The sequence below is a fragment of the Pseudomonas sp. 2(2015) genome, assembly GCF_000955865.1.
Lineage (GTDB): Bacteria > Pseudomonadota > Gammaproteobacteria > Pseudomonadales > Pseudomonadaceae > Aquipseudomonas.
In genome coordinates, this window is the sequence record NZ_JYOF01000019.1 from 108,735 (window position 1) to 132,281 (window position 23,547).

Here is a 23,547-nt window from a genome sequence, read left to right on the forward strand (position 1 = left end):
GGCAGCCCGGGGCAGGTGGGCAACTCCCGGGCTTATGCCACCTTTATTGCGTTCTGGAATAAAGGGTTATTTTTTCTGTCGCAGGAAATTGCCGTAAAGTAATCGGCACTTCGGCGGCACCACCATCCACCGACCGCCGCTGCAGCAGGAGAGGTAACCGTGAGCGACAACGCGCAAACAGGGCATTGGCAGTTGCAGACCATCGTCGGCCAGCTGCGTGCCGCCCGCGACCAGTGGCGCAGCAGTAACGGGCGCAGCAGCGGCGAGCAGGGCGGCCGCGAGCTGCCGTCGCGCGAGGCCATGCGCCATATTCTCGAGCAGTTGTGTGGTGCCCTGTTCCCCATGCGCCTGGGCCCGGTCGACCTGCGTGAAGAGAGCGAAGACTTCTATGTTGGCCATACCCTCGATGCCGCGCTGACCGCCTTGCTCGCCCAGGCGCGCCTGGAGCTGCGCTATGTGGCGCGCCACGGCAAGCAGGCCACGGCCGAGATCGACGCCACGGCGCTGCGCCTGATCCAGGACTTTGCCGCCGCCCTGCCAAGCCTGCGCAGCATCCTCGATACCGATGTGCTGGCCGCTTTTCATGGCGACCCGGCGGCGCGCAGCGTCGATGAAGTGCTGCTGTGCTACCCGGGCATCCTCGCGGTGATTCACCACCGCCTGGCCCACCATCTGTACCGCGCTGGCCTGCCATTGCTGGCGCGGATCAGCTCGGAGCTGGCGCATTCGGCCACCGGCATCGACATTCACCCGGGGGCGCAGATCGGCCCCAGCTTCTTCATCGACCACGGTACCGGCGTGGTGATCGGCGAAACGGCGATCATCGGCGAGCGGGTACGCATCTACCAGGCCGTGACCCTGGGCGCCAAGCGCTTCCCTGCGGACGAGGACGGGCAGTTGCAGAAGGGCCATCCGCGCCACCCGATTGTCGAGGACGACGTGGTGATTTATGCCGGCGCGACTATTCTGGGACGAATCACCATTGGCAAGGGTTCGACCATCGGCGGCAACGTCTGGCTGACCCGCAGCGTGGCGCCGGGCAGCAACCTGACCCAGGCCAATCTGCAGCATGATGACGGTACCCAGAAGTAGGCGATCCGAGGCTTGGCTTGCGGCAACGGGTCGCATCGCGACCCCCATCCGTGTTTAACTTGAACGCTTGTTCAAGTTAAAACGGTGGTCCGCTGCCGGTGTTCAACAGGAGGAAACCCTTTGCTGAACCCGTTCAATCCAAGCTTCTCCCCCCTCGGCGAGGTGCACGACCAATGAGTGCACCCAGCTCCGAATCCAGCGGCAAGATCCGCATGAACCCGCCGGTTTTCTACTTCGCGGCGAGCTTTATCCTGATATTCGGCCTGGTGGTCATCAGCAACCCGCAAGCCGCTGGCGAGTGGCTGCTGGCGGCGCAGAACTGGGCGGCCAACACCGTTGGCTGGTACTACATGCTGGCGATGACCCTGTACCTGGTCTTCGTGGTGGTCACCGCCTTGTCTGGCTACGGCAAGATCAAGCTCGGTGCCGACCACGACGAGCCCGAGTTCAGCTACCTGTCCTGGGCCGGCATGCTGTTCGCCGCCGGCATCAGCATTACCCTGTTCTTCTTCTGCGTCTCCGAACCCCTGACCCACATGCTGCAGCCGCCGCAAGGCGAGGCCGGCACGGTCGAGGCCGGGCGCCAGGCCATGCAGTTGCTGTTCCTGCACTGGGGCCTGCACGGCTGGGGGGTGTTCGCCTTTGTCGGCATGGCCCTGGCCTATTTCGCCTACCGCCATAACCTGCCGCTGGCCCTGCGCTCGGCGCTGTATCCGCTGATCGGCAAGCGCATCAACGGCCCGATCGGCTATGCCGTCGACGGCTTCGGCATCATCGCCACGGTGTTCGGCCTGGGCGCCGACATGGGCTTTGGCGTGCTGCACCTGAACTCCGGCCTCGACTACCTGTTCGGCGTGCCGCACACCCAGTGGGTGCAGGTGATCCTCATCACCCTGATGATGGGCGCGGCGGTCGCGGTGGCGGTTGCCGGGGTCGAGAAGGGCGTGCGGGTGATGTCCGACATCAACATGTTCCTGGCCTGCGCGCTGCTGCTGTTCGTGCTGTTCGCCGGCCCTACCCAGCACCTGTTCAACACCCTGATCCAGAACCTCGGTGACTATCTTGGCGCCTTGCCGCGCAAGAGCTTTGACGTTTACGCCTACAACCAGGCCAATGAGTGGCTGGGCGGCTGGACGGTGTTCTACTGGGCCTGGTGGATTGCCTGGGCGCCGTTTGTCGGCCTGTTCATCGCGCGGATTTCCCGCGGCCGGACCATCCGCGAGTTCGTCTTCGGCGTGCTGCTGATTCCGCTGGGCTTCACTCTGGCGTGGATGTCGATCTTTGGTAACAGCGCGTTGTTCCAGGTGCTCGAGCACGGCATGACCGCGCTGGGCCAGTCGGCCCTCGATAACCCGTCGATGACCCTCTACCTGTTGCTGGAAACCTACCCGTGGAGCAAGGCGGTGATCGCCGTCACGGTGTTCATCAGCTTCGTGTTCTTCGTCACCTCGGCAGACTCCGGCACTGTGGTGCTCTCGACCCTCTCCGCCCGTGGCGGCAATGCCGATGAAGACGGGCCGAACTGGCTGCGGGTGTTCTGGGGCGCGATGACCGCACTGGTGACCAGCGGTTTGCTGTTCGCCGGCAGTATCGATTCGCTGAAATCGGCGGTGGTGCTTACCTCGCTGCCGTTCTCGGTGATCTTGTTGCTGATGATGTGGGGCCTGCACAAGGCCTTCTATCTGGAGTCGCAACGACAAATCGCCCAGTTGCATTCGCTGGCGCCGTTCGCCAATTCGCGGCGCGGCCGCGGTGGCTGGCGTCAGCGCCTGAGCCAGGCCGTGCACTTTCCGTCACGCGACGAGGTATACCGCTTCATGGACGACGTGGTGCGTCCGGCGATTGCCGAGGTGACCGAGGTGTTTAGCGAGAAGGGCCTGCACGTCATCACCCAGGAAGACCCGAGCCACGACAACGTCAGTTTGAAGATCGGCCATGGCGAAGAGCAGCCGTTCATTTACCAGGTGCAGATGCGCGGTTACTTCACGCCGTCATTTGCCTTGGGCGGCCTGGGCACCCAGGAGCTGAAGAACCGTCGTTACTACCGCGCCGAGGTGCACCTGAGCGAGGGCAGCCAGGACTATGACCTGGTGGGCTACAGCAAGGAGCAGATCATCAACGACATTCTTGACCAGTACGAACGGCATATGCAGTTCTTGCATCTGGTGCGTTGATTTCGCCGGCCCCATCGCTGGCAAGCCAGCTCCCACAGGTCTTGTGGGAGCTGGCTTGCCAGCGATGGTAGCGCCGCGATGGATCTTTAAAACGGCGCATCCCCCAGAATCGTCGCCCGGTGCATCACCCGCCGCGCCGGCCGGTAATCATCCACCGCGTAATGCTGGGTCACGCGGTTATCCCAGAACGCCACGTCGTTTTCCTGCCAGCGCCAGCGAATGGTGAACTCCGGGCGGGTCGCGTGGGCGAACAGCAGCTTGAGAATCGCCTCGCTTTCAGCCTCGCTCAGTTCGTTGATGCGGGTGGTGAAGCCCTCATTGACGAACAGCGCCTTGCGCTTGCTCACCGGGTGGGTACGGATCACCGGGTGCGAAAGCGGCGGGTTGTTGCGCCGTGCCGCTTCCCAGCGCGCCAGGTCCTCAGGGGTGGTGCCGAAACGCTCCAGCGGGAACGACTTGGTGAAATCATGGGTGGCGGTGAGGCCAGCCAACAGCTGCTGCAGCGGTGCCGACAGCGCCTCATAGGCAGCAATGCCACTGGCCCACAAGGTATCGCCACCGTAGGCCGGCAGTTGCTTGGCACTGAGCACCGCACCCAGTGCCGGGGTTGGCAGGAAGGTCACGTCGGTGTGCCAGATGGCGTTGTCGCGCACGTCGGTGACGGCAGTGTCGAGCACCAGCACCTGTGGGGTTTCCGGCACATTGGGGTAGATCGGGTGGATATGCAGGTCGCCAAAGCGCGCGGCGAAATCGGCCTGCTGCTGCGGGTTGATCGGCTGGTCGCGAAAGAACAGTACCTGGTGCTTGAGCAGCGCCTGTTCGATGGCGTCGCGTTGTTCTTTGTTGATTTCGCGGCTGAGGTCGATGCCGCTGATCTGGGCGCCGAGCGCCGGGCTCAGCGGGGTAATGGTCAGGCTCATGGTTGTTCTCTATTCGTTTTCAATGGCTCTGGCCGTGCCAGGGCACCAGCTTGCGCTGCAGGGCGCGCAGGCCCATTTCCAGGGCGAAGGCAATCAAGGCGATCACCAGGATGCCCAGCACCACCACGTCGGTGACCAAAAACTGCGCCGCCGACTGCACCATGAAACCCAGGCCGCTGGTGGCGGCGATCAGTTCGGCGGCCACCAGGGTCGACCAGCCAACCCCCAGGCCAATGCGCACGCCGGTAAGAATGTCGGGCAGGGCGCTGGGCAAAATCACGTGGCGAATCAGCTGCCAACGGGTGGCGCCCAGCGACTGCGCCGCACGCAACTTGGTCGGGTCGACGGTGCGCACGCCAGTGGCGGTGGCAATGGCGATCGGGGCGAAGATCGCCAGGTAAATCAGCAGCACTTTCGACAACTCGCCGATACCGCACCAGATCACGATCAGCGGCAGGTAGGCCAGGGGCGGAATCGGCCGGTAGAACTCGATCAGCGGGTCGAGAATGCCGCGGGCGATACGGTTACGGCCGATGGCGATGCCGATCGGGATCGCCGTGACAATCGCCGCGCCGAGGGCCAGGCCGATACGTTGCAGGCTGGCGCCCAGGTGCTGCCACAGGGTGGATTCCATGTAGCCCTGGGTCAGCAGCAACCAGGCCTTGCCCAGCACCGCTTCCGGCGAGGGCAAAAAAAGTGGCTCGATCCATTCGGCGGCGGTCACCGCCCACCACAGCAGCAACAGCGTGGCCAGGGTCAGGCCGCTGATCCAGCGGGTGCTCAGGCTGCGCCGGGGTTTGCTCGGCGCAGTGTGGCTGGCGGTGCGTTTGCTCGCTACCGGGACATCCAGGCTGCTCATGCGGACTCCTGCCGCGTTGCGGCACTGCGTTGGGAGAACACCCGGGCCAGCACGTGCTCGCGGGTTTCGATAAAGCGCGGGTCGGACTTGATCGAACGGGCCGACTCGCCGGCGCTGTAGCGCTGGCCAAAGTCCAGTTGCAGGCGTTCGACGATCTGCCCGGGGTTCGGCGCCAGCAACACCAGTTCGGTGGCGAGGAACACCGCCTCTTCAATGTCGTGGGTAATCAGGAATACCGGCTTGGCGGTACGCTGCCAGACCTGCAACAGCAACTCCTGCATCTGTTCACGGGTAAAGGCATCCAGCGCGCCGAACGGCTCGTCCATCAGCAGAACCCGCGGATCGGCCGCCAGCGCCCGGGCCAGGCCCACGCGCTGCTTCTGGCCACCGGACAATTGCCAGATGCGCCGGTTGCCGAAGTCCGCCAGGTCGACCAGGGCGAGCATTTCGCGGGCCTTTTTCTCGCGGCTGGCGCGTGGCACGCCGGCCAGTTCCAGGCCGAAGGCGACGTTGGCCAGCACGTCTTGCCAGGGCAGTAGAGCATCATCCTGGAACACCACGCCGCGCTCGGCGCCCGGACCTTGTACCGGCTCGCCGTCGAGGGTGATACGGCCACTGCTGGGCGCCACGAAACCGGCAATCAGGTTGAGCAACGAGGTCTTGCCGCTGCCCGAAGGGCCGAGGGCCACCAGCAATTGCTGCGGGCCCAGGCTCAGGTTGATATCGGCCAGCACCGGCTCGGCCGCGCCGGGGTACTGTGCGCTGATGCGCTCCAGTTGTAACAGGGCCATGGTCTGCTCCGAGTCTCAGTTGGCGATGAATTTGGCGCTGACGTAAGGCGCGTAGTCCGGCAGCACCGCTTCGACCTTGCCTTGCTCCTTGAGGAAGGTGGCGGTGTCGGTGATTGCCTGGGTGGTCGGTGCACCGAGTGCTGCGACCTGGTCAGCGGCCAGCGGGAACACGTTGCCTTGCAGCAGGCCAGGGATGTCAGCCGCCTTGGCGCCGGAGAGCTTGACCAGCTTGTCGACGTTACTCTGGTTTGCCAGCCACGCTTGCGGGTCCTTGCGGTAGTCGGCGTAGGCATCCAGGGTGACCTTGGCGAAGGCCTTGACGATCTCCGGGTGCTTGGCGGCGAAGTCCTTGCGCACGATCCAGGCATCGAAAGTCGGCGCGCCTTTTTCGGCCAGCTCAGCGGAGGTGATCAGCACCTTGCCGTTTTCCTTGGCCACGCCCAGGGCCGGGTCCCAGACGTAGGTGGCGTCGATGTCGCCGCGCTTCCAGGCGGCGATGATTGCCGGTGGCGCGAGGTTGAGGATCTGTACCTTGGCCGGGTCGATGTTCCATTGCTTGAGTGCGGCCAGCAGGCTGTAGTGACCGGTGGAGACGAACGGCACGGCAATCTTCTTGCCGATCAGGTCCTGTGGCGAGTTGATGCCGGCGCCGTCGCGGGCGACCAGGGCTTCGGCTGCGCCGATCTGGGTGGCGATCAGGAAGGTTTCCACCGGCAGTTTGCGGGTCGCAGCGGCGGCCAGCGGGCTGGAGCCGAGGTAGCCGATCTGCACGTCGCCGGAGGCCACGGCGGTGATCACGTCGGCGCCGCTGTCGAATTTGCGCCAGTCGATATCGGCCTTGCTGGTTTTCTCGTAGGTGCCGTCGACCTGGGCGACTTTCGCCGGGTCGACGGTGGTCTGGTAGGCCACCGTCAGGTCGGCCGCCTGGGCAAACCAGCTGGTGCCGGCCAGGGTCAGGGCGGCGAACAGGCGCAGGGGAGCATGCAGGGTCATGGTTAACTCCTTGTCAGGCGGGCGATTGTGTTGGTGTGGGATAAGACTAGATGATCTAAGAAAGTTAAAATAAATAACTTTTTAGCATTAGCTTAGGAGCCAATTGATTTAAGGCGTGCGAAAGGGGGGAGTCATCGCGGGGCAAGCCCGCTCCAGCCTATAGGCGCCATCGGCCTGGGCGACAAAAGTGACGCTGGTCAAGGTCAGGGCGCAGAGGAAACGCAATGATGGCCTGGCCATGAGGGCTACTTTGTCGAAGGGGAAGGATCGACGAAGCTAAGCGATCTAAAAAACCGCTTTGAAATATCCTTTAGGAATTAGCTTATGTGCCGATAACGGCAGCGAAGAAAAATCTTGGGTGATATTCCGTAATAATCTGAAAAATTACGAAATAAGTCTTTTTGGATTTATAGGATTGTCATTATCCTTCACCCCCACCGCTGGTGCATTAGACCAAAGTAGTGAAATGAATAGTTACGATTGACTTGACGGTCACCCTTTGGTGCTAATCGCCCATCGACGTCGAGCGGGACACAAAGATCCTGCCGTAAGCGACACACAAGAATTAGAACGTAGAGGAGCAAAACATGTACAAGTCCACCTTGGCACTTGCCGTGGCCGTTGGGGTTCTGGCCCAGCAGGCGGGTGCTGCCGGCTTCATCGAAGACAGCAAGGCAACACTGAAGCTGCGCAACTTCTATATCAACACCGACAACCGTAACCACGGTACCAACACCAGCACCAACTACCAGGAAGAATGGGGTCAGGGCTTCCAGGTCGATTACGCCTCGGGCTTCACCCAGGGCACCGTCGGCTTTGGTGTTGACGCTATTGCCCTGTTGGGCGTGCGGCTGGATTCGGGCAAGGGCCGTCATGGCAACCCGACCAGCGCCTCCTACGCCGGCTCGGTGTTCCCGACCGACAGCAGCGGTCGTGCAGTCGACGAGTACTCCAGCCTGGGCCTGACCGCCAAGGCCAAGATTTCCCAGACCGAACTGCGCTACGGCACCCTGCTGCCGAAGCTGCCGGTCATTTCGTACAACGACGGTCGCCTGCTGCCGCAAACTTTCGAAGGTGGCCAGATCACCTCGAACGAGTTCAAGGACCTGACCCTGATCGGTGGTCAGATCGAGCACGTCAAAGGCCGTAACTCCAGCAACAACGAAGAAATGTCGATTGCTGGCGCCAACAACGCCCGTACCGGCAAGTTCAGCAACAAGTTCCTCTACGCCGGTGCCGACTACAAGGTCACCAAGGACCTGCTGCTGCAGTACTACTACGGCAACCTGGAAGACTTCTACAAACAGCACTTCCTCGGTGCGGTACACAACTGGGCAATTGGCCCGGGCGTGCTGAAGTCCGACTTCCGTTACTTCCACAGCACCGACGACGGCGCCAACAGCAACGATCCGGCCTACTTCACCAGCGGCTGGTACGGCAACGGCACCAAGGGCAAGGTTGATAACGATCTGTACAGCGCCCTGTTCCTCTACACCGTCCAGGGTCACACCTTCGGTGGCGGTTACCAGGTCTCCAGCGGCGACAGCGACTTCCCTTGGCTGAACCAGGGTGACGGCTCGTCCAACTACACCATCACCGACTCGCAGATCCAGAAGTTCGGCCGTGCCGGTGAGCGTACCTGGCAGGCTCGCTACTCTTACGATTTCGCCAAGGTCGGCCTGGCGGGCGCTACTGCCGGCGTCACCTACCTCAAAGGCGATAACATCGATTCAGCAATCGGTGACCGTACCGAGTGGGAACGTGATATCACCGTGGCCTACGTGGTACCGGAAGGCACCCTCAAGGGCCTGGGCATCATGTGGAAAAACGCCACCTGGCGCAGCGATATTGCCAACACCAAGGACCAGGACGAAAACCGTCTGATCCTCAGCTACTCCATCCCGCTGCTGTAAGGCGAGAAAAGCGCGCCCGCCCGGCCCTGTGCCGCGCGGGCGTTGTTTTGCCTGTTTTTTGATATTTCTGTTAGTTCTAAATAAATCAATATTTATTCTTTTTAATTTCAGCAGGAAGCAGGCACAGTGAAGCCATAACGAACCCAGCCAAGGAGCCGCACCATGAGCCTCAGACTCGGCGATATCGCCCCCGACTTCGAACAGGATTCCAGCGCCGGCAAGATCCGCTTCCACGAATGGCTGGGCGACAGCTGGGGCGTGCTGTTCTCCCACCCGGCCGACTTTACTCCGGTGTGCACCACCGAACTGGGTTTCACCGCCAAGCTCAAGGAGCAGTTCGCCGAGCGCGGGGTCAAGGCCATTGCCCTGTCGGTGGACCCGGTCGATTCGCACCACCGCTGGATCGAAGACATCAACGAAACCCAGAACACTGTCGTCAACTTCCCGATCCTGGCTGATGCCGATCGCAAGGTTTCCGACCTCTACGACCTGATTCATCCCAATGCCAGCGACACCCTGACGGTGCGTTCCCTGTTCGTCATCGACCCGAACAAGAAGATCCGTCTGACCATCACCTACCCGGCCAGCACCGGGCGCAACTTCCACGAGATCTTGCGGGTAATCGATTCGCTGCAACTGACCGACAACCACAAGGTTGCCACCCCGGCCAACTGGCAGGACGGTGACGAAGTGGTGATCGTGCCATCGCTCAAGGATGAAGACGAAATCAAGCGCCGCTTTCCCAAGGGTTACCGGGCGGTCAAGCCATACCTGCGCCTGACCCCGCAACCCAATCGTTGATCTTTAGCCATAGCAGGGAATTCGGGCCGTTTACGGCCCTTTTTTTATTCCCCTGGAGGCCGGTAGGAGCGGGCTTGCCCCGCGATGCTCATATAGTTCCGTAAAGAATAAACAAATGAAAAAATATGATTTATAGATATATGTATCGAGCTGTTAAGGTCACTCCACTCCAGCGAGAACTGCAACTCGCGGCCCTCTAGAACACGATCAAGGATGCGCTCCAATGCTGGTTGTTTCTCTCGGTGGTAGTCCCAGTCTGCGTTCGCGCTCCGGCGTCCTGCTTGAGCGCAGCCGCCAGTGGCTGCAGGGCCAGGGCGTGGAAGTGGTGACATTCCAGGTGCGCGACTTTCCCGCCGAAGACCTGCTGCATGCACGCTTCGACAGCCCCAGGGTGCAGCATTTTCTGCAGTTGGTAGAGCAGGCCGACGGCTTGGTGGTTGCCACTCCGGTGTACAAGGCTTCGTTTGCCGGTGCGCTGAAAACCCTGCTCGACCTGCTGCCCGAACGCGCCCTGAACCACAAGGTGGTGCTGCCGATCGCAACCGGCGGCAGCATCGCCCACATGCTCGCTGTGGACTACGCGCTCAAGCCGGTACTGTCTGCGCTCAAGGCCCAGGAAACCCTGCAAGGCATCTTCGCCGACGACAGCCAGATCGCCTACGGCGAAGGCAGTGCCGCCGCGCAACTGGCGCCGGCGCTGGAGCAGCGCCTGCTGGAATCGCTCGAACTGTTCCACAGCGCCCTGGCGCGTCGACCCAAACCGGTTGCCCCGGGCGTGTTGAATGAACGTCTGCTCAGTGCTCGCTGGAGCATCTGAGGCTTACCACCCGTTACCTGTAATTCCCACCTTACTCGCCCGCCAACGGGCAAGCAGGTGCAGCCTGAACCCCAACAGCAAAGGAGAGCGCTATGCGCACTGTCATTTTGCGTCGTGGTCTGGTCGCTCTGTTTGCTGCGGCTGTGTCCTTCGGCGCCATTACTCAAGCCCAGGCTGAAAGCCTGCGTATCGGTTACCAGAAGTACGGCACCCTGGTGTTGCTCAAAGCCAAGGGCACGCTGGAAAAACGCCTTGCCGCCCAGGGCGTGCAGGTGCAATGGACTGAATTTCCCGGTGGCCCGCAACTGCTCGAAGGCCTGAACGTCGGCTCGATCGACTTCGGCGTCACCGGCGAGACGCCGCCGGTGTTCGCCCAGGCCGCTGGCGCCGACCTGCTGTATGTCGCCTACGAGCCGCCGGCGCCGCACAGCGAAGCGATCCTGGTGCCCAAGGGCTCGCCGATCCAGTCGGTGAAGGAGCTCAAGGGCAAGAAAGTCGCGCTGAACAAAGGCTCCAACGTTCACTACCTGCTGGTCCGCGCCCTGGAAGACGCCGGCCTCAAGTACAGCGACATCCAGCCGGTGTTCCTGCCGCCCGCCGATGCCCGCGCCGCCTTCGAGCGCGGCAGCGTCGATGCCTGGGTGATCTGGGACCCGTACCAGGCGGCTGCCGAGCAGCAGCTGCAGGCGCGCACCCTGCGCGATGGCCAGGGCATCGTCGACAACCACCAGTTCTACCTGGCGACCAAGCCTTATGCGCAAAAGCACCCTGAAGTGATCAGCGCGCTGGTCGATGAAGTGCGCGCGGTGGGCGAGTGGTCCAAGGCCAACCCGCAGGAAGTCACTGACCAGGTCGCGCCGCTGCTCGGCCTGCCGGCCGACATCACCCTGACCTCGGTCAAGCGCCAGGGCTACGGCGCTGCCTTCCTGACCCCGCAAGTGATCGCTGCCCAGCAGAAGATCGCCGACACCTTCAAGACGCTCAAGCTGATTCCCAAACCCTTGAGCATCAAGGATGTGATCTGGACCCCGCCGGCCAAGGTCGCCAGCGCCCCTTGACGATTTGCCCGCGCCGGGGCGCCGCCCCGGTCTGCGCCACCCCTAGGAGACAACTCCAATGAGCCTCAACGTATTCTGGTTTCTTCCCACCCATGGCGACGGCCATTACCTTGGCACCGCCGAGGGCGCGCGCGCCGTCGATCACGGCTACCTGCAGCAGATTGCCCAGGCCGCCGACCGCCTCGGTTTTGGTGGCGTGTTGATTCCGACCGGGCGTTCCTGCGAGGACTCCTGGCTGGTTGCCGCGTCGCTGATCCCGGTAACCCAGCGCTTGAAGTTCCTGGTCGCGCTGCGCCCGGGGATCATCTCGCCGACCGTAGCGGCGCGTCAGGCGGCAACCCTGGATCGTCTTTCCGGTGGCCGTGCCTTGTTCAACCTGGTCACCGGCGGCGATCCGGAAGAGCTGTCCGGTGACGGCCTGTTCCTCAGCCATGAAGAGCGCTACCAGGCCTCGGTGGAATTTACCCGCATCTGGCGCCGGGTGCTGGAAGGCGAAACCGTCGACTACGACGGCCAGCACATCCAGGTCAAAGGCGCCAAGCTGCTCTATCCGCCGATCCAGCAGCCGCGTCCGCCGCTGTACTTTGGCGGCTCTTCAGAAGCGGCCCAGGACCTGGCAGCCGAGCAGGTCGAGCTGTACCTGACCTGGGGCGAGCCGCCTGCGGCGGTGGCCGAGAAGATCGAGCAAGTGCGCGCCAAGGCCGCCAAGCAAGGCCGCACGGTGCGCTTCGGCATCCGCCTGCATGTGATCGTGCGCGAAACCAACGCCGAAGCCTGGCAGGCCGCCGAGCGGCTGATCTCGCACCTGGACGACGACACCATCGCCCGCGCCCAGGCCTCGCTGGCACGCTTCGATTCGGTCGGCCAGCAACGCATGGCCGCGCTGCATGGCGGCAACCGCGACAACCTCGAAGTCAGCCCCAACCTCTGGGCCGGTGTCGGCCTGGTGCGCGGCGGTGCCGGCACGGCGCTGGTCGGCGACGGCCCGACTGTGGCCGAGCGGGTCAAGGAATACGCAGCATTGGGCATCGATACCTTCATCTTCTCCGGTTATCCACACCTGGAAGAGTCGTACCGGGTCGCCGAGCTGCTGTTCCCGCACCTGGACGTGGAGCGCCCGCAACTGCCGCAAAGCGGTGGCTACGTGAGCCCGTTCGGCGAGATGGTCGCCAACGACATCCTGCCTAAATCCTCGGCGCAGCGCTGAGGGCCGGGCCATGAGTCGTAAATCCACTCCCTGGCAGCAACGCCTGGCGCCCTGGGCGTTGCCGCTGCTGTTGTTGGCGGTCTGGCAACTGGCAGTCAGCGTCGGCTGGCTGTCGACGCGGATTTTGCCGGCGCCCAGCGCGGTATTAAGCGCTGGCGTCGAGCTGGTACGCAGCGGCGAGATCTGGACCCATCTGGCAATCAGTGGCTGGCGCGCCGCCGTCGGTTTTGTGATTGGCGGTGCCATCGGCCTGGCGCTGGGCTTTATCACCGGCCTGTCGAAATGGGGCGAACGCCTGCTCGACAGTTCGGTGCAGATGATCCGCAACGTACCTCACCTGGCGCTGATTCCGCTGGTGATCCTGTGGTTCGGCATCGACGAGTCGGCAAAGATTTTCCTGGTGGCCCTGGGCACTTTGTTCCCGATCTACCTGAACACCTACCACGGCATCCGCAACGTCGACCCGGCGCTGGTGGAAATGGCCCGCAGCTATGGTTTGTCCGGCTTCGAGCTGTTTCGCCAGGTGATTCTGCCCGGTGCCTTGCCGTCGATCCTGGTCGGCGTGCGCTTTGCCCTGGGCTTTATGTGGCTGACCCTGATCGTTGCCGAAACCATTTCGGCTAACGCCGGCATCGGCTACCTGGCAATGAACGCCCGCGAGTTCCTGCAGACCGATGTGGTGGTCCTGGCCATCGTTCTCTATGCCGTGCTCGGCAAGCTTGCCGATCTGGCCGCACGCGGCCTCGAGCGGGTCTGGCTGCGCTGGCATCCGGCCTATCAAGCGAGCAGGGGAGAGGGCGCATGACCATCCTCAAGGATCCACCACCACGGCTGCTGCGAGGGATTCCGCTGGCGGCGCAGAACCTGCAGAAGACCTTCGGCCAGCGCCAGGTACTGCGTGATATCGACCTGCACATTCCGGCCGGGCAGTTCGTCGCCATTGTCGGGCGCAGTGGCTGCGGCAAGAGCACCTTGCTGCGCTTGCTCGCCGGCCTCGACCAACCCAGTGGCGGCGAGTTGCTGGCAGGTTCCGCGCCGCTGCGCGAAGCCCAGGAAGACACCCGCCTGATGTTCCAGGAAGCGCGCCTGCTGCCGTGGAAGAAGGTTATCGACAACGTTGGCCTGGGCCTCTCGGGCAACTGGCGGCCACGGGCGCTGGAAGCGCTGGAGGCGGTCGGCCTGGCCGAGCGTGCCAATGAATGGCCGGCGGCCTTGTCGGGTGGCCAGAAGCAGCGCGTGGCCCTGGCCCGGGCACTGATTCACCAGCCACGCCTGTTGCTGCTCGATGAGCCGCTGGGGGCACTGGATGCCCTGACCCGGATCGAGATGCAGCAGTTGATCGAACGGCTGTGGCGCCAGCACGGCTTCACCGTGTTGCTGGTTACCCACGACGTCAGCGAGGCGGTGGCGGTAGCCGACCGGGTGATTCTCATCGAAGACGGCGAGGTGGGCCTGGACCTTATCGTCGACCTGCCACGCCCGCGGGTACGCGGCTCACACCGCCTGGCTGCACTGGAAACCGAAGTTCTCAACCGGGTTCTGTCGATTCCGGGCACACCGCCCGAGCCGGAACCTGTCGCACCTTTGCCGACGCAATTGCGTTGGGCTCTCTGACCTGTAAGGAACCAAGCAGATGACTATCAAAGCGATCAACGTACGCAACCAGTTCAAAGGCACCGTCAAAGAAATCCTCGAAGGCCCGGTATTGTCGGAAATCGACGTGCAGACCGCCTCGGGTATCGTCACCTCGGTGATCACCACCCGTTCAGTGCGTGAGCTGGAACTGACTATTGGCAGCGAGGTGATTGCCTTTGTGAAGTCGACCGAAGTGTCGATCGCCAAGCTCTGACTACCAGGGCAAGGCTTTGCCTTGCATCGCAGGCAAGCCAGCTCCCACAAGGTTCGGTGTATACAGTCCCTGTGGGAGCTGGCTTGCCAGCGATGAGGCCATCAGCGTTTCGGCAAGAAGGGCGGTAGGTACAAGCCCAGATAAGCATCAAACACCCGCATCCCTTCCTCGGCCATGCGCGGCGTAATCTGCCCATGCAACTGCACCGAACGGGCATACACCCGGTCACCCAGTTCCATGGCCAGGGCAAACACATCGACATCTTCCGGTAACACCGGCAACTGGAAATGCGCGGCAAACAGCCTGTGCATCAGGTCGCCCAGCTCGATGTCGTGCTGGCGGTCAGCCTGGGTCACTTCGCTCAGGCCATGCTGGGCGAGAATCAATTGCCGGGCCGCGGCGTCTTCGTTGTAGATCACCAGCATGCGCTGCTCGACCAGGCGCGACAGGTCGTGCCAGGTGTTCAGCGCCGCTGAATCAATCGGTGCTTCAAGGCAGGCGCGAAAGGCGCCGTGCACGTCGGCGGTGAGTGCTTCAAGCAACGCCGGGACACTGGCGAAGAAGTGATACACCGACGACGGCGGAATCTGCGCGCGCTCGGCCACGCTGTAAATCGACAGGCTGGCCACCCCTTCGCTGGCCAGCAGCGTGCGCGCCGCCTCGAGGATCGAATCGATCCTCGCCTGGCTGCGGGCCCGGGGTTTGCGCGGGGTAACGGTGCGGGTCATGTCAGTTGCTGATCGCCAGGATGCTCGCCTGGTAAGCGCTGACGAACAGGTCGAAATCAGCCTTGTCCTCTTCACGCTCAAGCTTAGCCTGGGCTTCCAGGGACTGGCGCGCTGCGCTTTCGAAACCTTGCTGCTGCTCGGCTGAAAGGGCCTGGGCGCGGAAGAACTCGGCATGCACCTGGCTTTGGCGCAAGGCGAAGCGGCTGAAGCTTTCCTTGTGCTCGGTCATGCTCGCCAGCACCTGCGCCGATGGCGTCAGGGCAGGGTCGCTGACCTTGGCTTTCTGCGCCTGCAGGGCCTTGGCGTGTTCGTCGCCGCCCTGGCTGCGGTCAAGCAGTTCGGCCAGTGGCGCGATGCGTTCGAGCAATTCATCGGCCCACTGCTTGAGCTCGACCGGCTGGCCGTCACGCTGCAGTTGCAGGCCCGGGCGGCGACCTTCCTTGACCACGCTGAGGAAGTTGCCGGTGCAGTTGCCGCACTCCTGGTTGCCCAGCAGCGGGCTGTCTTCCAGGGCGCAGAACAGCAGGAAGGCGTCGAGGAAACGCGCTTGCGGCAGGTCGATACCGGTGGGCAGGAACGGGTTGATGTCCAGGCAGCGCACTTCGACGTACTGGATGCCACGGGCCATCAGCGCCTGGATCGGCCGCTCGCCGCTGTAGGTGACGCGCTTGGGGCGAATGTTGGAGTAGTACTCGTTTTCGATCTGCAGGATGTTGGTGTTCAGCTGAACCCACTCGCCATCCTTGTGCGTACCGATCTCGACATAGGGCGCGTACGGCGTGGCCACCGCCTTGCGCAGGCTGTCGGTGTAGCTGGCGAGGTTGTTGTAGCACGGCGTCAGGCCGGCCTGGGCGTTGCTCTGGTAACCCAGGTCGCTCATGCGCAGGCTGGTGGCGTAGGGCAGGTACAGGGTGTCGGCGTCGAACTGCTCAAGCTGGTGCGGGCGGCCACGCAAGAAGCCGGCATCCAGGGCCGGCGAGGCGCCGAACAGGTACATCAGCAGCCAGCTGTAGCGACGGAAGTTGCGGATCAGGGCGATGTAGGCCGACGACTGATAGTCGCGATCATCCACCGTGCTGTGTTCCGCTTCGCGCAGCAGCGGCCAGAGTTTTTCTGGCAGCGAGAAATTGTAGTGAATCCCGGCGATGCATTGCATGGTGCGGCCGTAGCGCAGGGCCAGGCCCTTGCGGTAGACGTACTTGAGCTGACCGATGTTGGAGGTGCCGTACCAGGCGATCGGAATGTCTTCCTCGGCCGGCAGCGGGCAGGGCATCGACGGGCTCCAGAGGAACTCGTTGCCAAGCTTGGTGTAAGCGAAGCGGTGGATGTTCTCCAGGCTTTCGAGGGTCTGCGCCGGGTCCGCCAGGGCTGGGGTAATGAACTCCAGCAGCGACTCCGAGTAGTCCGTGGTGATCTGCTCGTGGGTCAACGCCGCGCCCAGGGCTTCGGGGTGCGGAGTCTGGGCCAGACGACCTTCCTCGGTCACACGCAGGCATTCACGCTCGATGCCGTGCAGGCACTGCTTGAGCAGGGAGAGGTTGTCGCCTTGGCCGAGCAGGCTCAGGCGGCGGTTGAGAAGTTCGCTCAAGATGGATTCCTTCACGCGTCAGTCGCCCCAATATGGGGGTAGAGATGACGGTCTACAAGGGTGGACAGAGGAACTGGCGTTGTCGCCTGGTTTTGGCCGGCTTTCGGCAGCGCCTGCGCTCTGCCGAAAGTACCGCAGTTTGGCCGTTTGCGGCTAGAGGACGACGAAAGTCCCCTGCGCTTTTGCCACCAGTTTGTCGCCCTGGAGTACATCGGCGTCGACCACCAGCGTGCGCCGCCCGGCATGCAGCACCCGGGCGATGCACAGCACGTCACCTTCGCTGACCGCGCGCAGGTAGTTGATCTTGCATTCGAGGGTCACGCTCTGCTGGTCGAAACCATGGGAACTGGAGCAGGCCAGGCCCATGGTGGTGTCGACCAGGCTGAAGATTGCCCCGCCATGCAGCTTGCCGCCGCGGTTGCGCAGGTGCGGCTCCAGGGCCATGGCCACCTCGGCAACGCCGTTTTCCAGGCGTTGCAGACGGCAGCCGAGCAACTGGCTGAAGGCGCTGAAGACGACGTCGTCGGGAACCGTCATCACTTCTTCTTCAGCTGCTTGGCGTTGGCGAACAGCGAGGCCATGGCGTTGTTGGCCGGTGCCGGAGTTTCCTTGGCGCGGGCCGGGGCACTCTGCTGGCGCGGGGCCGAGCCCGGACGGCTGCCACGGGCGCCGTCGATCTTCTCGCCCGGGGTGTCGCTCATGCGCATCGACAGGCCGACGCGTTTGCGCGGGATGTCGACTTCCATGACCTTGACCTTGACCACGTCGCCGGCCTTGACCGCTTCACGCGGGTCCTTGATGAACTTCTCCGACAGTGCCGAGATGTGCACCAGGCCATCCTGGTGCACGCCGATGTCGACGAAGGCACCAAAGTTGGTGACGTTGGTCACCACGCCTTCGAGGATCATCCCCAGTTGCAGGTCCTTGAGGTCTTCGACGCCTTCCTGGAATTCGGCGGTCTTGAACTCCGGGCGTGGGTCGCGGCCGGGTTTGTCCAGTTCCTGGAGGATGTCGGTGACCGTCGGCAGGCCGAAGGTTTCGTCGGTGAACTTCTTCGGGTCCAGGCGCTTGAGGAAGCCGCTGTCGCCGATCAGCGAACGGATGTCACGGTCGGTCTCGGCGGCAATGCGCTGTACCAGCGGGTAGGCTTCCGGGTGCACCGCCGAGGCGTCCAGCGGGTTGTCGCCGTTCATGACGCGCAGAAAGCCTGCGGCCTGTTCGAAGGTTTTTTCGCCCAGGCGGCTGACTTTCTTCAGTGCGGCGCGGGTCTTGAAGGCGCCGTTGGCGTCGCGGTGGGCGACGATGTTCTGTGCCAGGGTGCTGTTGAGGCCGGAGATGCGCGCCAGCAGCGCCACCGACGCGGTGTTGACGTCGACGCCGACGGCGTTCACGCAGTCCTCGACCACGGCATCCAGGCCACGGGCCAGCTTCAACTGCGAAACGTCGTGCTGGTACTGGCCGACACCGATGGATTTCGGCTCGATCTTCACCAGTTCCGCCAGCGGGTCTTGCAGGCGGCGGGCGATCGACACAGCGCCACGGATCGACACGTCGAGGTCCGGGAACTCCTTGGCCGCCAGCTCCGAGGCCGAGTACACCGAAGCACCGGCTTCGGAGACCATGACCTTGGTCATTTTCAGGGCTGGATATTTTTTGATCAGTTCGGCGGCGAGCTTGTCGGTTTCGCGGCTGGCGGTGCCGTTACCGATGGCGATCAGCTCGACCGAGTGCTTGGCGCACAGCGCGGCGAGCACGGCGATGGTCTGGTCCCACTGGTTTTTTGGTACGTGCGGGTAGACGGTGGCGGTGTCCAGCAGCTTGCCGGTGGAATCGACCACGGCGACCTTGCAACCGGTGCGCAGGCCCGGGTCCAGGCCCAGGGTGGCGCGCGGGCCGGCCGGGGCGGCCAGCAGCAGGTCGTGCAGGTTATGGGCGAAGACGTTGATCGCCTCGCCTTCGGCGTTGTCGCGCAGCTCGCCGAACAGGTCGGTTTCAAGGTGGCTGTAGAGCTTGACCTTCCAGGTCCAGCGCACCACTTCGGCCAGCCATTTGTCGGCAGGACGGTTCTGATTTTGCAGGCCGAAACGCTCGGCGATCATCATTTCGCACGGGTGCAGGGTGCCCGGCAGTTCTTCGCCGACTTTCAGCGAAGCGGACAGCACGCCTTCGTTACGGCCGCGGAAAATCGCCAGGGCGCGGTGCGACGGTACGCTCTTGAGCACTTCGTCGTGCTCGAAGTAGTCACGGAACTTCGCCCCTTCCTCTTCCTTGCCGGCCACCAGGCGGGCGCTGAGCACTGCTTCCTGCTTGAGAAAGCTGCGCAGTTTGTCGAGCAGGCTGGCGTCTTCGGCAAAGCGCTCCATGAGGATGTACTTGGCACCTTCGAGGGCGGCTTTGACATCGGCCACGCCTTTTTCGGCGTCGACGAAACGCGCGGCTTCGATTTCAGGGCTCAGTTGCGGGTCGTTCAACAGGCCGTCGGCCAGCTCGCCGAGGCCGGCTTCCAGGGCGATCTGGCCCTTGGTGCGGCGCTTTTGCTTGTACGGCAGGTACAGGTCTTCGAGGCGGGTCTTGGTGTCGGCCAGTTTGATTTCACGGGCCAGTTCCGGGGTCAGCTTGCCTTGCTCTTCGATGCTGGCAAGGATGCTGACACGCCGTTCGTCCAGCTCGCGCAGGTAGCGCAGGCGCTCTTCCAGGTGGCGCAGCTGGGTGTCATCCAGGCTACCGGTGACTTCTTTCCGGTAACGGGCGATAAAAGGCACGGTCGAACCTTCATCAAGTAGAGCCACGGCCGCTTCGACCTGTTGTGGGCGGACACCGAGTTCCTCGGCGATGCGGCTGTTGATGCTGTCCATAAAACCACCTGACAAATTGTGAATACAAAGGCCGCGGGCGGGCGCTGTAGAGCGCTTGTGGTCAATGCGGCGCTGGCTGAAAGCGGCGCATTATACCCAGCGCGTCCGGCTTGCGGTGATAGCAGCAGGCCAGTTGTCGGCCCGGCAATACTGGCACCCGGGGAAAAATCTGCTAACAATGCACACGGCACGGCCATTGATGGCTAAGCCATAATGCGTGCCGAGATTAGAGGAGCTACCCATGAGCAGCACTGCACAAACCGCCGAAGGCGACAAAATTCTCATCGTCGACGATGACCCGGGCCTGAGCAGCCTGCTGGAACGGTTCTTCACCAGCAAGGGTTATCGCGCCCGTGCAGTACCCAATACCGAACAGATGGACCGCCTGCTGGCCCGCGAGGTTTTCAACCTGGTGGTGCTGGACCTGATGCTGCCCGGCGAAGACGGCCTGACCGCCTGCCGCCGCCTGCGCGCCGCCAACAACCAGATCCCGATCATCATGCTTACCGCCAAGGGCGACGAGCTGAGCCGCATCAAAGGCCTGGAGCTGGGTGCCGACGACTACCTGGCCAAGCCGTTCAACCCCGACGAACTGATGGCCCGGGTCAAGGCCGTGCTGCGCCGCCAGGCCCCGGCAGTACCGGGTGCACCAGGCAGCGAGGACGAAACCGTCACCTTTGGCGACTACGAGCTGTCGCTGGCCACCCGCGAACTCAAGCGCGGCGAAGAAGTGCACATGCTCACCACCGGTGAGTTCGCCGTGCTCAAGGCGCTGGTCATGCACGCCCGCGAGCCGTTGACCCGCGACAAGTTGATGAACCTGGCCCGTGGCCGCGAGTGGGACGCCCTCGAGCGCTCCATCGACGTGCAGATCTCGCGCCTGCGCCGGATGATCGAACCCGACCCGTCCAAGCCGCGTTACATCCAGACCGTCTGGGGCGTTGGTTATGTGTTTGTCCCGGATGGTAATGCCAGCAAGTGATGTTTCGTTTGCAGGAGTAGCTCACCGCCAGCAGGGCAGGCCTTCGGGATTGCCCTGTTTTTGCCTGTGCAGCGCTTTGCAAAGCCTGCGAGCCCCGCTCGTTCCCGCATAGTGTGTAGCCGTTGTCGATGAAAACGCCCCTGTGGTTCCCGCAAAGCTTCTTCGCCCGCACCCTCTGGCTGGTGCTGATCGTCGTGCTGTTCTCCAAGGCCCTGACCCTGGTGTACCTGCTGATGAACGAGGACGTGCTGGTCGACCGCCAATACAGCCATGGCGTGGCCCTGACCCTGCGCGCCTACTGGGCTGCCGATGAGTCCGATCGCGACAAGATCGCCGAGGCGGCGGGGCTGATCCGGGTGGTTGGCTCCGGGGTGCCCGAGGGTGAGCAGCACTGGCCGTACAGCGAAATCTACCAGCGCCAGATGCAGGCCGAACTTGGCGCCGACACCGAGGTGCGCCTGCGTGTACATGCGCCGCCGGCCTTGTGGGTACGGGCGCCGAGCCTGGGCGATGGCTGGCTGAAGGTGCCGCTGTATCCGCATCCGCTGCGTGGGCAGAAGATCTGGAGCGTGCTTGGCTGGTTCCTGGCCATCGGCCTGTTGTCGACCGCCTCGGCGTGGATTTTCGTGCGCCAGCTCAACCAGCCGCTCAAGCGTCTGGTGTTCGCCGCTCGGCAATTGGGCCAGGGGCGCAGCGTGCGCTTGCCGATCAGCGATACGCCGAGCGAAATGACCGAGGTGTACCGTGCCTTCAACCAGATGGCCGAGGATGTCGAACAGGCCGGGCGCGAGCGTGAACTGATGCTCGCCGGGGTCTCCCATGACCTGCGCACACCGCTGACGCGCCTGCGCCTGTCGTTGTCGTTGCTGGCCAACGAAAGCGACCTGACCGACGACATGGTTCGCGATATCGAAGACATGGACGCGATTCTCGACCAGTTTTTGGCGTTCATCCGCGATGGTCGCGATGAGCCGGTCGAAGAGGTCGATTTCAGTGAACTGGTGCGTGAGGTGGTGGCGCCGTTCAACCAGCCCGAGGAACAGGTGCGCCTGTGCCTGGAGCCGATCCCGCCGTTCCCGCTGCGCCGGGTGTCGCTCAAGCGCTTGCTCAACAACCTGATCGGCAATGCCCTGTACCACGCCGGCAAGGGCGTCGAAGTGGCGGCCTATGTGTCTGGCGAGAATGGCGCGCCCTACGTGGTACTGAGCGTGCTCGACCGCGGCGCCGGGATCGACCCGGGCGAGCTGGAGGGCATCTTCAACCCGTTCATCCGCGGCGACCGTGCCCGTAGCGGCAAGGGCACCGGGCTGGGCCTGGCGATCGTCAAGCGGATCGCCGCCCAGCACGGTGGCAACGTGCAGTTGCGCAACCGTTCAGGCGGCGGCCTGGAGGCGCGGGTGCGGCTGCCGCTGGGGCTGATGCTGCCGCGCGACGCTGTTTAGCCTTTGCCCTTGGTGCGGGTCAGGTTCGGCCCGCCGTTCTTCTCCAGGTGTTCGATGATCATCCCGGCGACGTTCTTGCCGGTGGTGACTTCGATGCCTTCCAGGCCAGGCGAGGAGTTCACCTCCATCACCAGCGGGCCGTGATTGGAGCGCAGGATATCCACACCGGCCACGCTCAGGCCCATGACCTTGGCGGCGCGGATGGCGGTCATGCGCTCTTCCGGGGTGATTTTGATCAGGCTGGCGCTGCCGCCGCGGTGCAGGTTGGAGCGAAACTCACCGGGCTTGGCCTGGCGCTTCATCGAGGCGATGACCTTGTCGCCGACCACGAAACAGCGGATGTCGGCGCCACCGGCTTCCTTGATGTATTCCTGGACCATGATGTTCTGCTTCAGGCCCATGAAGGCTTCGATCACCGACTCGGCTGCCTTGGTGGTTTCGCACAACACCACGCCGATGCCCTGGGTGCCTTCGAGCACCTTGATCACCAGCGGCGCGCCATTGACCATCTGGATCAGGTCGGGGATGTCGTCCGGCGAGTGGGCAAAACCGGTGACCGGCAGGCCGATACCCCGGCGCGACAACAGCTGCAGCGAGCGCAGCTTGTCCCGCGAGCGGGCGATGGCCACCGACTCGTTGAGCGGGAACACCCCCATCATTTCGAACTGGCGCAGCACCGCGCAGCCGTAGAAGGTCACCGAAGCGCCGATTCGTGGGATCACCGCGTCGAAGTTTTCCAGCGGCTTGCCGCGGTAGTGGATCTGCGGCTTGTGGCTGGCAATGTTCATATAGGCGCGCAGGGTGTCGATCACAACCACCTCATGGCCTCGTTCGGTACCGGCTTCGACCAGGCGACGAGTGGAATACAGACGCGGGTTTCGCGACAGCACGGCGATCTTCATGCAACACCTGTGGAGGGAGTGATAGTGGCCGGGAATGCCGGCTTGTCCTGAACGTACTTGAGCCCCGGGTTGACCACCAGCTGGCCATGGATCAGGGCTTTGGAACCGAGCAACAGGCGATAGCGCATGGCCTTGCGGCAGGCCAGGGTGAATTCCACCTCCCACACCCGGTCACCCAGCGCCAAAGGCGTGCGGATCACGTAGCGGGTCTGGGCCTGGCCGTTGGAGCTCTTGATGGTTTTCATCGTCACCAGCGGCGCCTCGCAGCGCCGGTGACGCAGTTGTACCACCGAACCCAAATGGGCGTTGAAACGCACCCACTGCTCGCCATCGCGCTCGAAGGGTTCGACTTCGGTGGCGTGCAGGCTCGAGGTGCTGGCGCCGGTGTCGATCTTGGCCCGCAGGCCGGCCAGGCCGAGGTCCGGCAGGGCCACCCACTCGCGCAGGCCGATCACGGTCAAATGGTCAAATGTCTTCAAAATGCTCAACCAGCGTAGTAAGTCGTCAGGCACCAGGGCGGGCATGAACGACAGGTCGGTGAACTGTAAGCACGCCGCGTGTTTTTTGCATCCGCCA

The 23,547-nt window shown here is 63.3% G+C and carries 22 protein-coding genes; 12 read left to right on the forward strand and 10 right to left on the reverse strand.

The genetic code is table 11. The annotated features are described in order from the left end of the window. Positions 1 to 159: 159 nt before the first annotated feature. Together epsC and betT are read left to right on the forward strand one after the other, a co-directional pair. Complete coding sequence (gene epsC / locus UB48_RS22445) at positions 160 to 1,092, forward strand: serine O-acetyltransferase EpsC (RefSeq protein WP_045201146.1); 933 nt, start codon at positions 160 to 162, stop codon at positions 1,090 to 1,092. A gap of 173 nt (positions 1,093 to 1,265) precedes the next feature. Next, the gene (gene betT / locus UB48_RS22450; protein ID WP_045201147.1) at positions 1,266 to 3,266 is read left to right on the forward strand and encodes a choline transporter BetT; all 2,001 of its coding nucleotides are present in this window, start codon (positions 1,266 to 1,268) and stop codon (positions 3,264 to 3,266) included. Between the two features lie 86 nt (positions 3,267 to 3,352). Here the strand turns inward: betT and tauD are convergent, their stop codons facing one another. The 4 genes from tauD to tauA are packed head-to-tail and all read right to left on the reverse strand — an operon-like array spanning position 3,353 to position 6,829. Next, positions 3,353 to 4,186 carry a taurine dioxygenase gene (gene tauD, locus UB48_RS22455; RefSeq protein ID WP_045201148.1) on the reverse strand — a complete coding sequence of 278 codons (834 nt, stop codon included), beginning with the start codon at positions 4,184 to 4,186 and terminating at the stop codon, positions 3,353 to 3,355. 19 nt (positions 4,187 to 4,205) lie between these two features. Continuing rightward, positions 4,206 to 5,045 (reverse strand): taurine ABC transporter permease TauC, encoded by an 840-nt coding sequence (tauC, locus tag UB48_RS22460; RefSeq protein ID WP_045201149.1) that lies wholly within the window; start codon positions 5,043 to 5,045, stop codon positions 4,206 to 4,208. Then, positions 5,042 to 5,836: a taurine ABC transporter ATP-binding subunit gene (tauB, locus tag UB48_RS22465; RefSeq protein ID WP_045201150.1), complete on the reverse strand. Its 795-nt coding sequence runs from the start codon at positions 5,834 to 5,836 to the stop codon at positions 5,042 to 5,044. Before tauB ends, tauC begins: the two co-directional genes overlap by 4 nt. Positions 5,837 to 5,851: 15 nt before the next feature. Continuing rightward, entirely contained in the window at positions 5,852 to 6,829 is a 978-nt protein-coding gene (tauA, locus tag UB48_RS22470; protein ID WP_045201151.1) for a taurine ABC transporter substrate-binding protein, read from the reverse strand. A 587-nt stretch (positions 6,830 to 7,416) separates the two neighbouring features. Here tauA and UB48_RS22475 point away from each other — a divergent pair. The 8 genes from UB48_RS22475 to UB48_RS22510 all read left to right on the forward strand — a co-directional run bounded on the left by UB48_RS22475 (position 7,417) and on the right by UB48_RS22510 (position 14,474). Further along, entirely contained in the window at positions 7,417 to 8,742 is a 1,326-nt protein-coding gene (locus UB48_RS22475) for an OprD family porin (RefSeq protein WP_045201152.1), read from the forward strand. A 162-nt stretch (positions 8,743 to 8,904) separates the two neighbouring features. Next, positions 8,905 to 9,543: a peroxiredoxin gene (locus tag UB48_RS22480; protein ID WP_045201153.1), complete on the forward strand. Its 639-nt coding sequence runs from the start codon at positions 8,905 to 8,907 to the stop codon at positions 9,541 to 9,543. Positions 9,544 to 9,766: 223 nt separating this feature from the next. After that, on the forward strand, positions 9,767 to 10,360 hold the full coding sequence (gene ssuE, locus UB48_RS22485; RefSeq protein ID WP_045201154.1) for an NADPH-dependent FMN reductase: 594 nt from the start codon (positions 9,767 to 9,769) through the stop codon (positions 10,358 to 10,360). A 92-nt stretch (positions 10,361 to 10,452) separates the two neighbouring features. After that, positions 10,453 to 11,418, forward strand: coding sequence for a sulfonate ABC transporter substrate-binding protein (locus tag UB48_RS22490; protein ID WP_045201155.1), 966 nt, complete (start codon positions 10,453 to 10,455; stop codon positions 11,416 to 11,418). 58 nt (positions 11,419 to 11,476) lie between these two features. Continuing rightward, positions 11,477 to 12,625, forward strand: coding sequence for an FMNH2-dependent alkanesulfonate monooxygenase (gene ssuD / locus UB48_RS22495; protein WP_045201156.1), 1,149 nt, complete (start codon positions 11,477 to 11,479; stop codon positions 12,623 to 12,625). A gap of 10 nt (positions 12,626 to 12,635) precedes the next feature. Beyond that, positions 12,636 to 13,430, forward strand: a complete 795-nt coding sequence (ssuC, locus tag UB48_RS22500; protein WP_045201157.1) for an aliphatic sulfonate ABC transporter permease SsuC — start codon at positions 12,636 to 12,638, stop codon at positions 13,428 to 13,430. Continuing rightward, the gene (gene ssuB, locus UB48_RS22505; protein ID WP_045201158.1) at positions 13,427 to 14,239 is read left to right on the forward strand and encodes an aliphatic sulfonates ABC transporter ATP-binding protein; all 813 of its coding nucleotides are present in this window, start codon (positions 13,427 to 13,429) and stop codon (positions 14,237 to 14,239) included. The genes ssuC and ssuB overlap by 4 nt, the downstream gene beginning before the upstream one ends. A gap of 19 nt (positions 14,240 to 14,258) precedes the next feature. Beyond that, positions 14,259 to 14,474, forward strand: a complete 216-nt coding sequence (locus tag UB48_RS22510; RefSeq protein WP_010221227.1) for a molybdopterin-binding protein — start codon at positions 14,259 to 14,261, stop codon at positions 14,472 to 14,474. A gap of 101 nt (positions 14,475 to 14,575) precedes the next feature. Here the strand turns inward: UB48_RS22510 and UB48_RS22515 are convergent, their stop codons facing one another. The 4 genes from UB48_RS22515 to UB48_RS22530 all read right to left on the reverse strand — a co-directional run bounded on the left by UB48_RS22515 (position 14,576) and on the right by UB48_RS22530 (position 19,645). Beyond that, complete coding sequence (locus tag UB48_RS22515) at positions 14,576 to 15,202, reverse strand: TetR/AcrR family transcriptional regulator (RefSeq protein ID WP_045201159.1); 627 nt, start codon at positions 15,200 to 15,202, stop codon at positions 14,576 to 14,578. Between the two features lies 1 nt (position 15,203). Beyond that, entirely contained in the window at positions 15,204 to 16,790 is a 1,587-nt protein-coding gene (gene gshA / locus UB48_RS22520; RefSeq protein ID WP_045201160.1) for a glutamate--cysteine ligase, read from the reverse strand. Between the two features lie 153 nt (positions 16,791 to 16,943). Continuing rightward, complete coding sequence (locus tag UB48_RS22525) at positions 16,944 to 17,327, reverse strand: PaaI family thioesterase (RefSeq protein WP_045201161.1); 384 nt, start codon at positions 17,325 to 17,327, stop codon at positions 16,944 to 16,946. Continuing rightward, positions 17,327 to 19,645, reverse strand: a complete 2,319-nt coding sequence (locus UB48_RS22530) for a Tex family protein (RefSeq protein ID WP_045201162.1) — start codon at positions 19,643 to 19,645, stop codon at positions 17,327 to 17,329. The genes UB48_RS22525 and UB48_RS22530 overlap by 1 nt, the downstream gene beginning before the upstream one ends. A 241-nt stretch (positions 19,646 to 19,886) precedes the next feature. On the opposite strand from UB48_RS22530, the gene ompR reads away from it, so the two are divergent. Together ompR and UB48_RS22540 are read left to right on the forward strand one after the other, a co-directional pair. Continuing rightward, a complete protein-coding gene (gene ompR / locus UB48_RS22535) occupies positions 19,887 to 20,627 on the forward strand; it encodes a two-component system response regulator OmpR (protein WP_045201163.1) in 741 nt (246 codons plus the stop codon). A gap of 128 nt (positions 20,628 to 20,755) precedes the next feature. Beyond that, on the forward strand, positions 20,756 to 22,069 hold the full coding sequence (locus UB48_RS22540; protein ID WP_038998193.1) for an ATP-binding protein: 1,314 nt from the start codon (positions 20,756 to 20,758) through the stop codon (positions 22,067 to 22,069). Here UB48_RS22540 and rimK read toward each other — a convergent pair. Beyond that, positions 22,066 to 22,971 carry a 30S ribosomal protein S6--L-glutamate ligase gene (gene rimK / locus UB48_RS22545; protein WP_010221234.1) on the reverse strand — a complete coding sequence of 302 codons (906 nt, stop codon included), beginning with the start codon at positions 22,969 to 22,971 and terminating at the stop codon, positions 22,066 to 22,068. The two genes, UB48_RS22540 and rimK, sit on opposite strands and share 4 nt — an antisense overlap. Then, complete coding sequence (locus UB48_RS22550) at positions 22,968 to 23,450, reverse strand: ATP-dependent zinc protease (RefSeq protein WP_038998194.1); 483 nt, start codon at positions 23,448 to 23,450, stop codon at positions 22,968 to 22,970. Before UB48_RS22550 ends, rimK begins: the two co-directional genes overlap by 4 nt. Between the last annotated feature and the right edge of the window lie 97 nt (positions 23,451 to 23,547).

Coding starts and splice junctions, on each gene's coding strand:
- UB48_RS22515 (WP_045201159.1), bottom strand. CDS start 15,202: ATGACCCGCACCGTTACCCCGCGCAAACCCCGGGCCCGCAGCCAGGCG.
- tauD (WP_045201148.1), bottom strand. CDS start 4,186: ATGAGCCTGACCATTACCCCGCTGAGCCCGGCGCTCGGCGCCCAGATC.
- ssuB (WP_045201158.1), top strand. CDS start 13,427: ATGACCATCCTCAAGGATCCACCACCACGGCTGCTGCGAGGGATTCCG.
- UB48_RS22475 (WP_045201152.1), top strand. CDS start 7,417: ATGTACAAGTCCACCTTGGCACTTGCCGTGGCCGTTGGGGTTCTGGCC.
- ompR (WP_045201163.1), top strand. CDS start 19,887: ATGAGCAGCACTGCACAAACCGCCGAAGGCGACAAAATTCTCATCGTC.
- tauC (WP_045201149.1), bottom strand. CDS start 5,045: ATGAGCAGCCTGGATGTCCCGGTAGCGAGCAAACGCACCGCCAGCCAC.
- ssuC (WP_045201157.1), top strand. CDS start 12,636: ATGAGTCGTAAATCCACTCCCTGGCAGCAACGCCTGGCGCCCTGGGCG.
- betT (WP_045201147.1), top strand. CDS start 1,266: ATGAGTGCACCCAGCTCCGAATCCAGCGGCAAGATCCGCATGAACCCG.
- UB48_RS22480 (WP_045201153.1), top strand. CDS start 8,905: ATGAGCCTCAGACTCGGCGATATCGCCCCCGACTTCGAACAGGATTCC.
- UB48_RS22525 (WP_045201161.1), bottom strand. CDS start 17,327: ATGACGGTTCCCGACGACGTCGTCTTCAGCGCCTTCAGCCAGTTGCTC.
- UB48_RS22510 (WP_010221227.1), top strand. CDS start 14,259: ATGACTATCAAAGCGATCAACGTACGCAACCAGTTCAAAGGCACCGTC.
- ssuD (WP_045201156.1), top strand. CDS start 11,477: ATGAGCCTCAACGTATTCTGGTTTCTTCCCACCCATGGCGACGGCCAT.
- tauA (WP_045201151.1), bottom strand. CDS start 6,829: ATGACCCTGCATGCTCCCCTGCGCCTGTTCGCCGCCCTGACCCTGGCC.
- tauB (WP_045201150.1), bottom strand. CDS start 5,836: ATGGCCCTGTTACAACTGGAGCGCATCAGCGCACAGTACCCCGGCGCG.
- UB48_RS22490 (WP_045201155.1), top strand. CDS start 10,453: ATGCGCACTGTCATTTTGCGTCGTGGTCTGGTCGCTCTGTTTGCTGCG.
- rimK (WP_010221234.1), bottom strand. CDS start 22,971: ATGAAGATCGCCGTGCTGTCGCGAAACCCGCGTCTGTATTCCACTCGT.
- UB48_RS22530 (WP_045201162.1), bottom strand. CDS start 19,645: ATGGACAGCATCAACAGCCGCATCGCCGAGGAACTCGGTGTCCGCCCA.
- UB48_RS22540 (WP_038998193.1), top strand. CDS start 20,756: ATGAAAACGCCCCTGTGGTTCCCGCAAAGCTTCTTCGCCCGCACCCTC.
- ssuE (WP_045201154.1), top strand. CDS start 9,767: ATGCTGGTTGTTTCTCTCGGTGGTAGTCCCAGTCTGCGTTCGCGCTCC.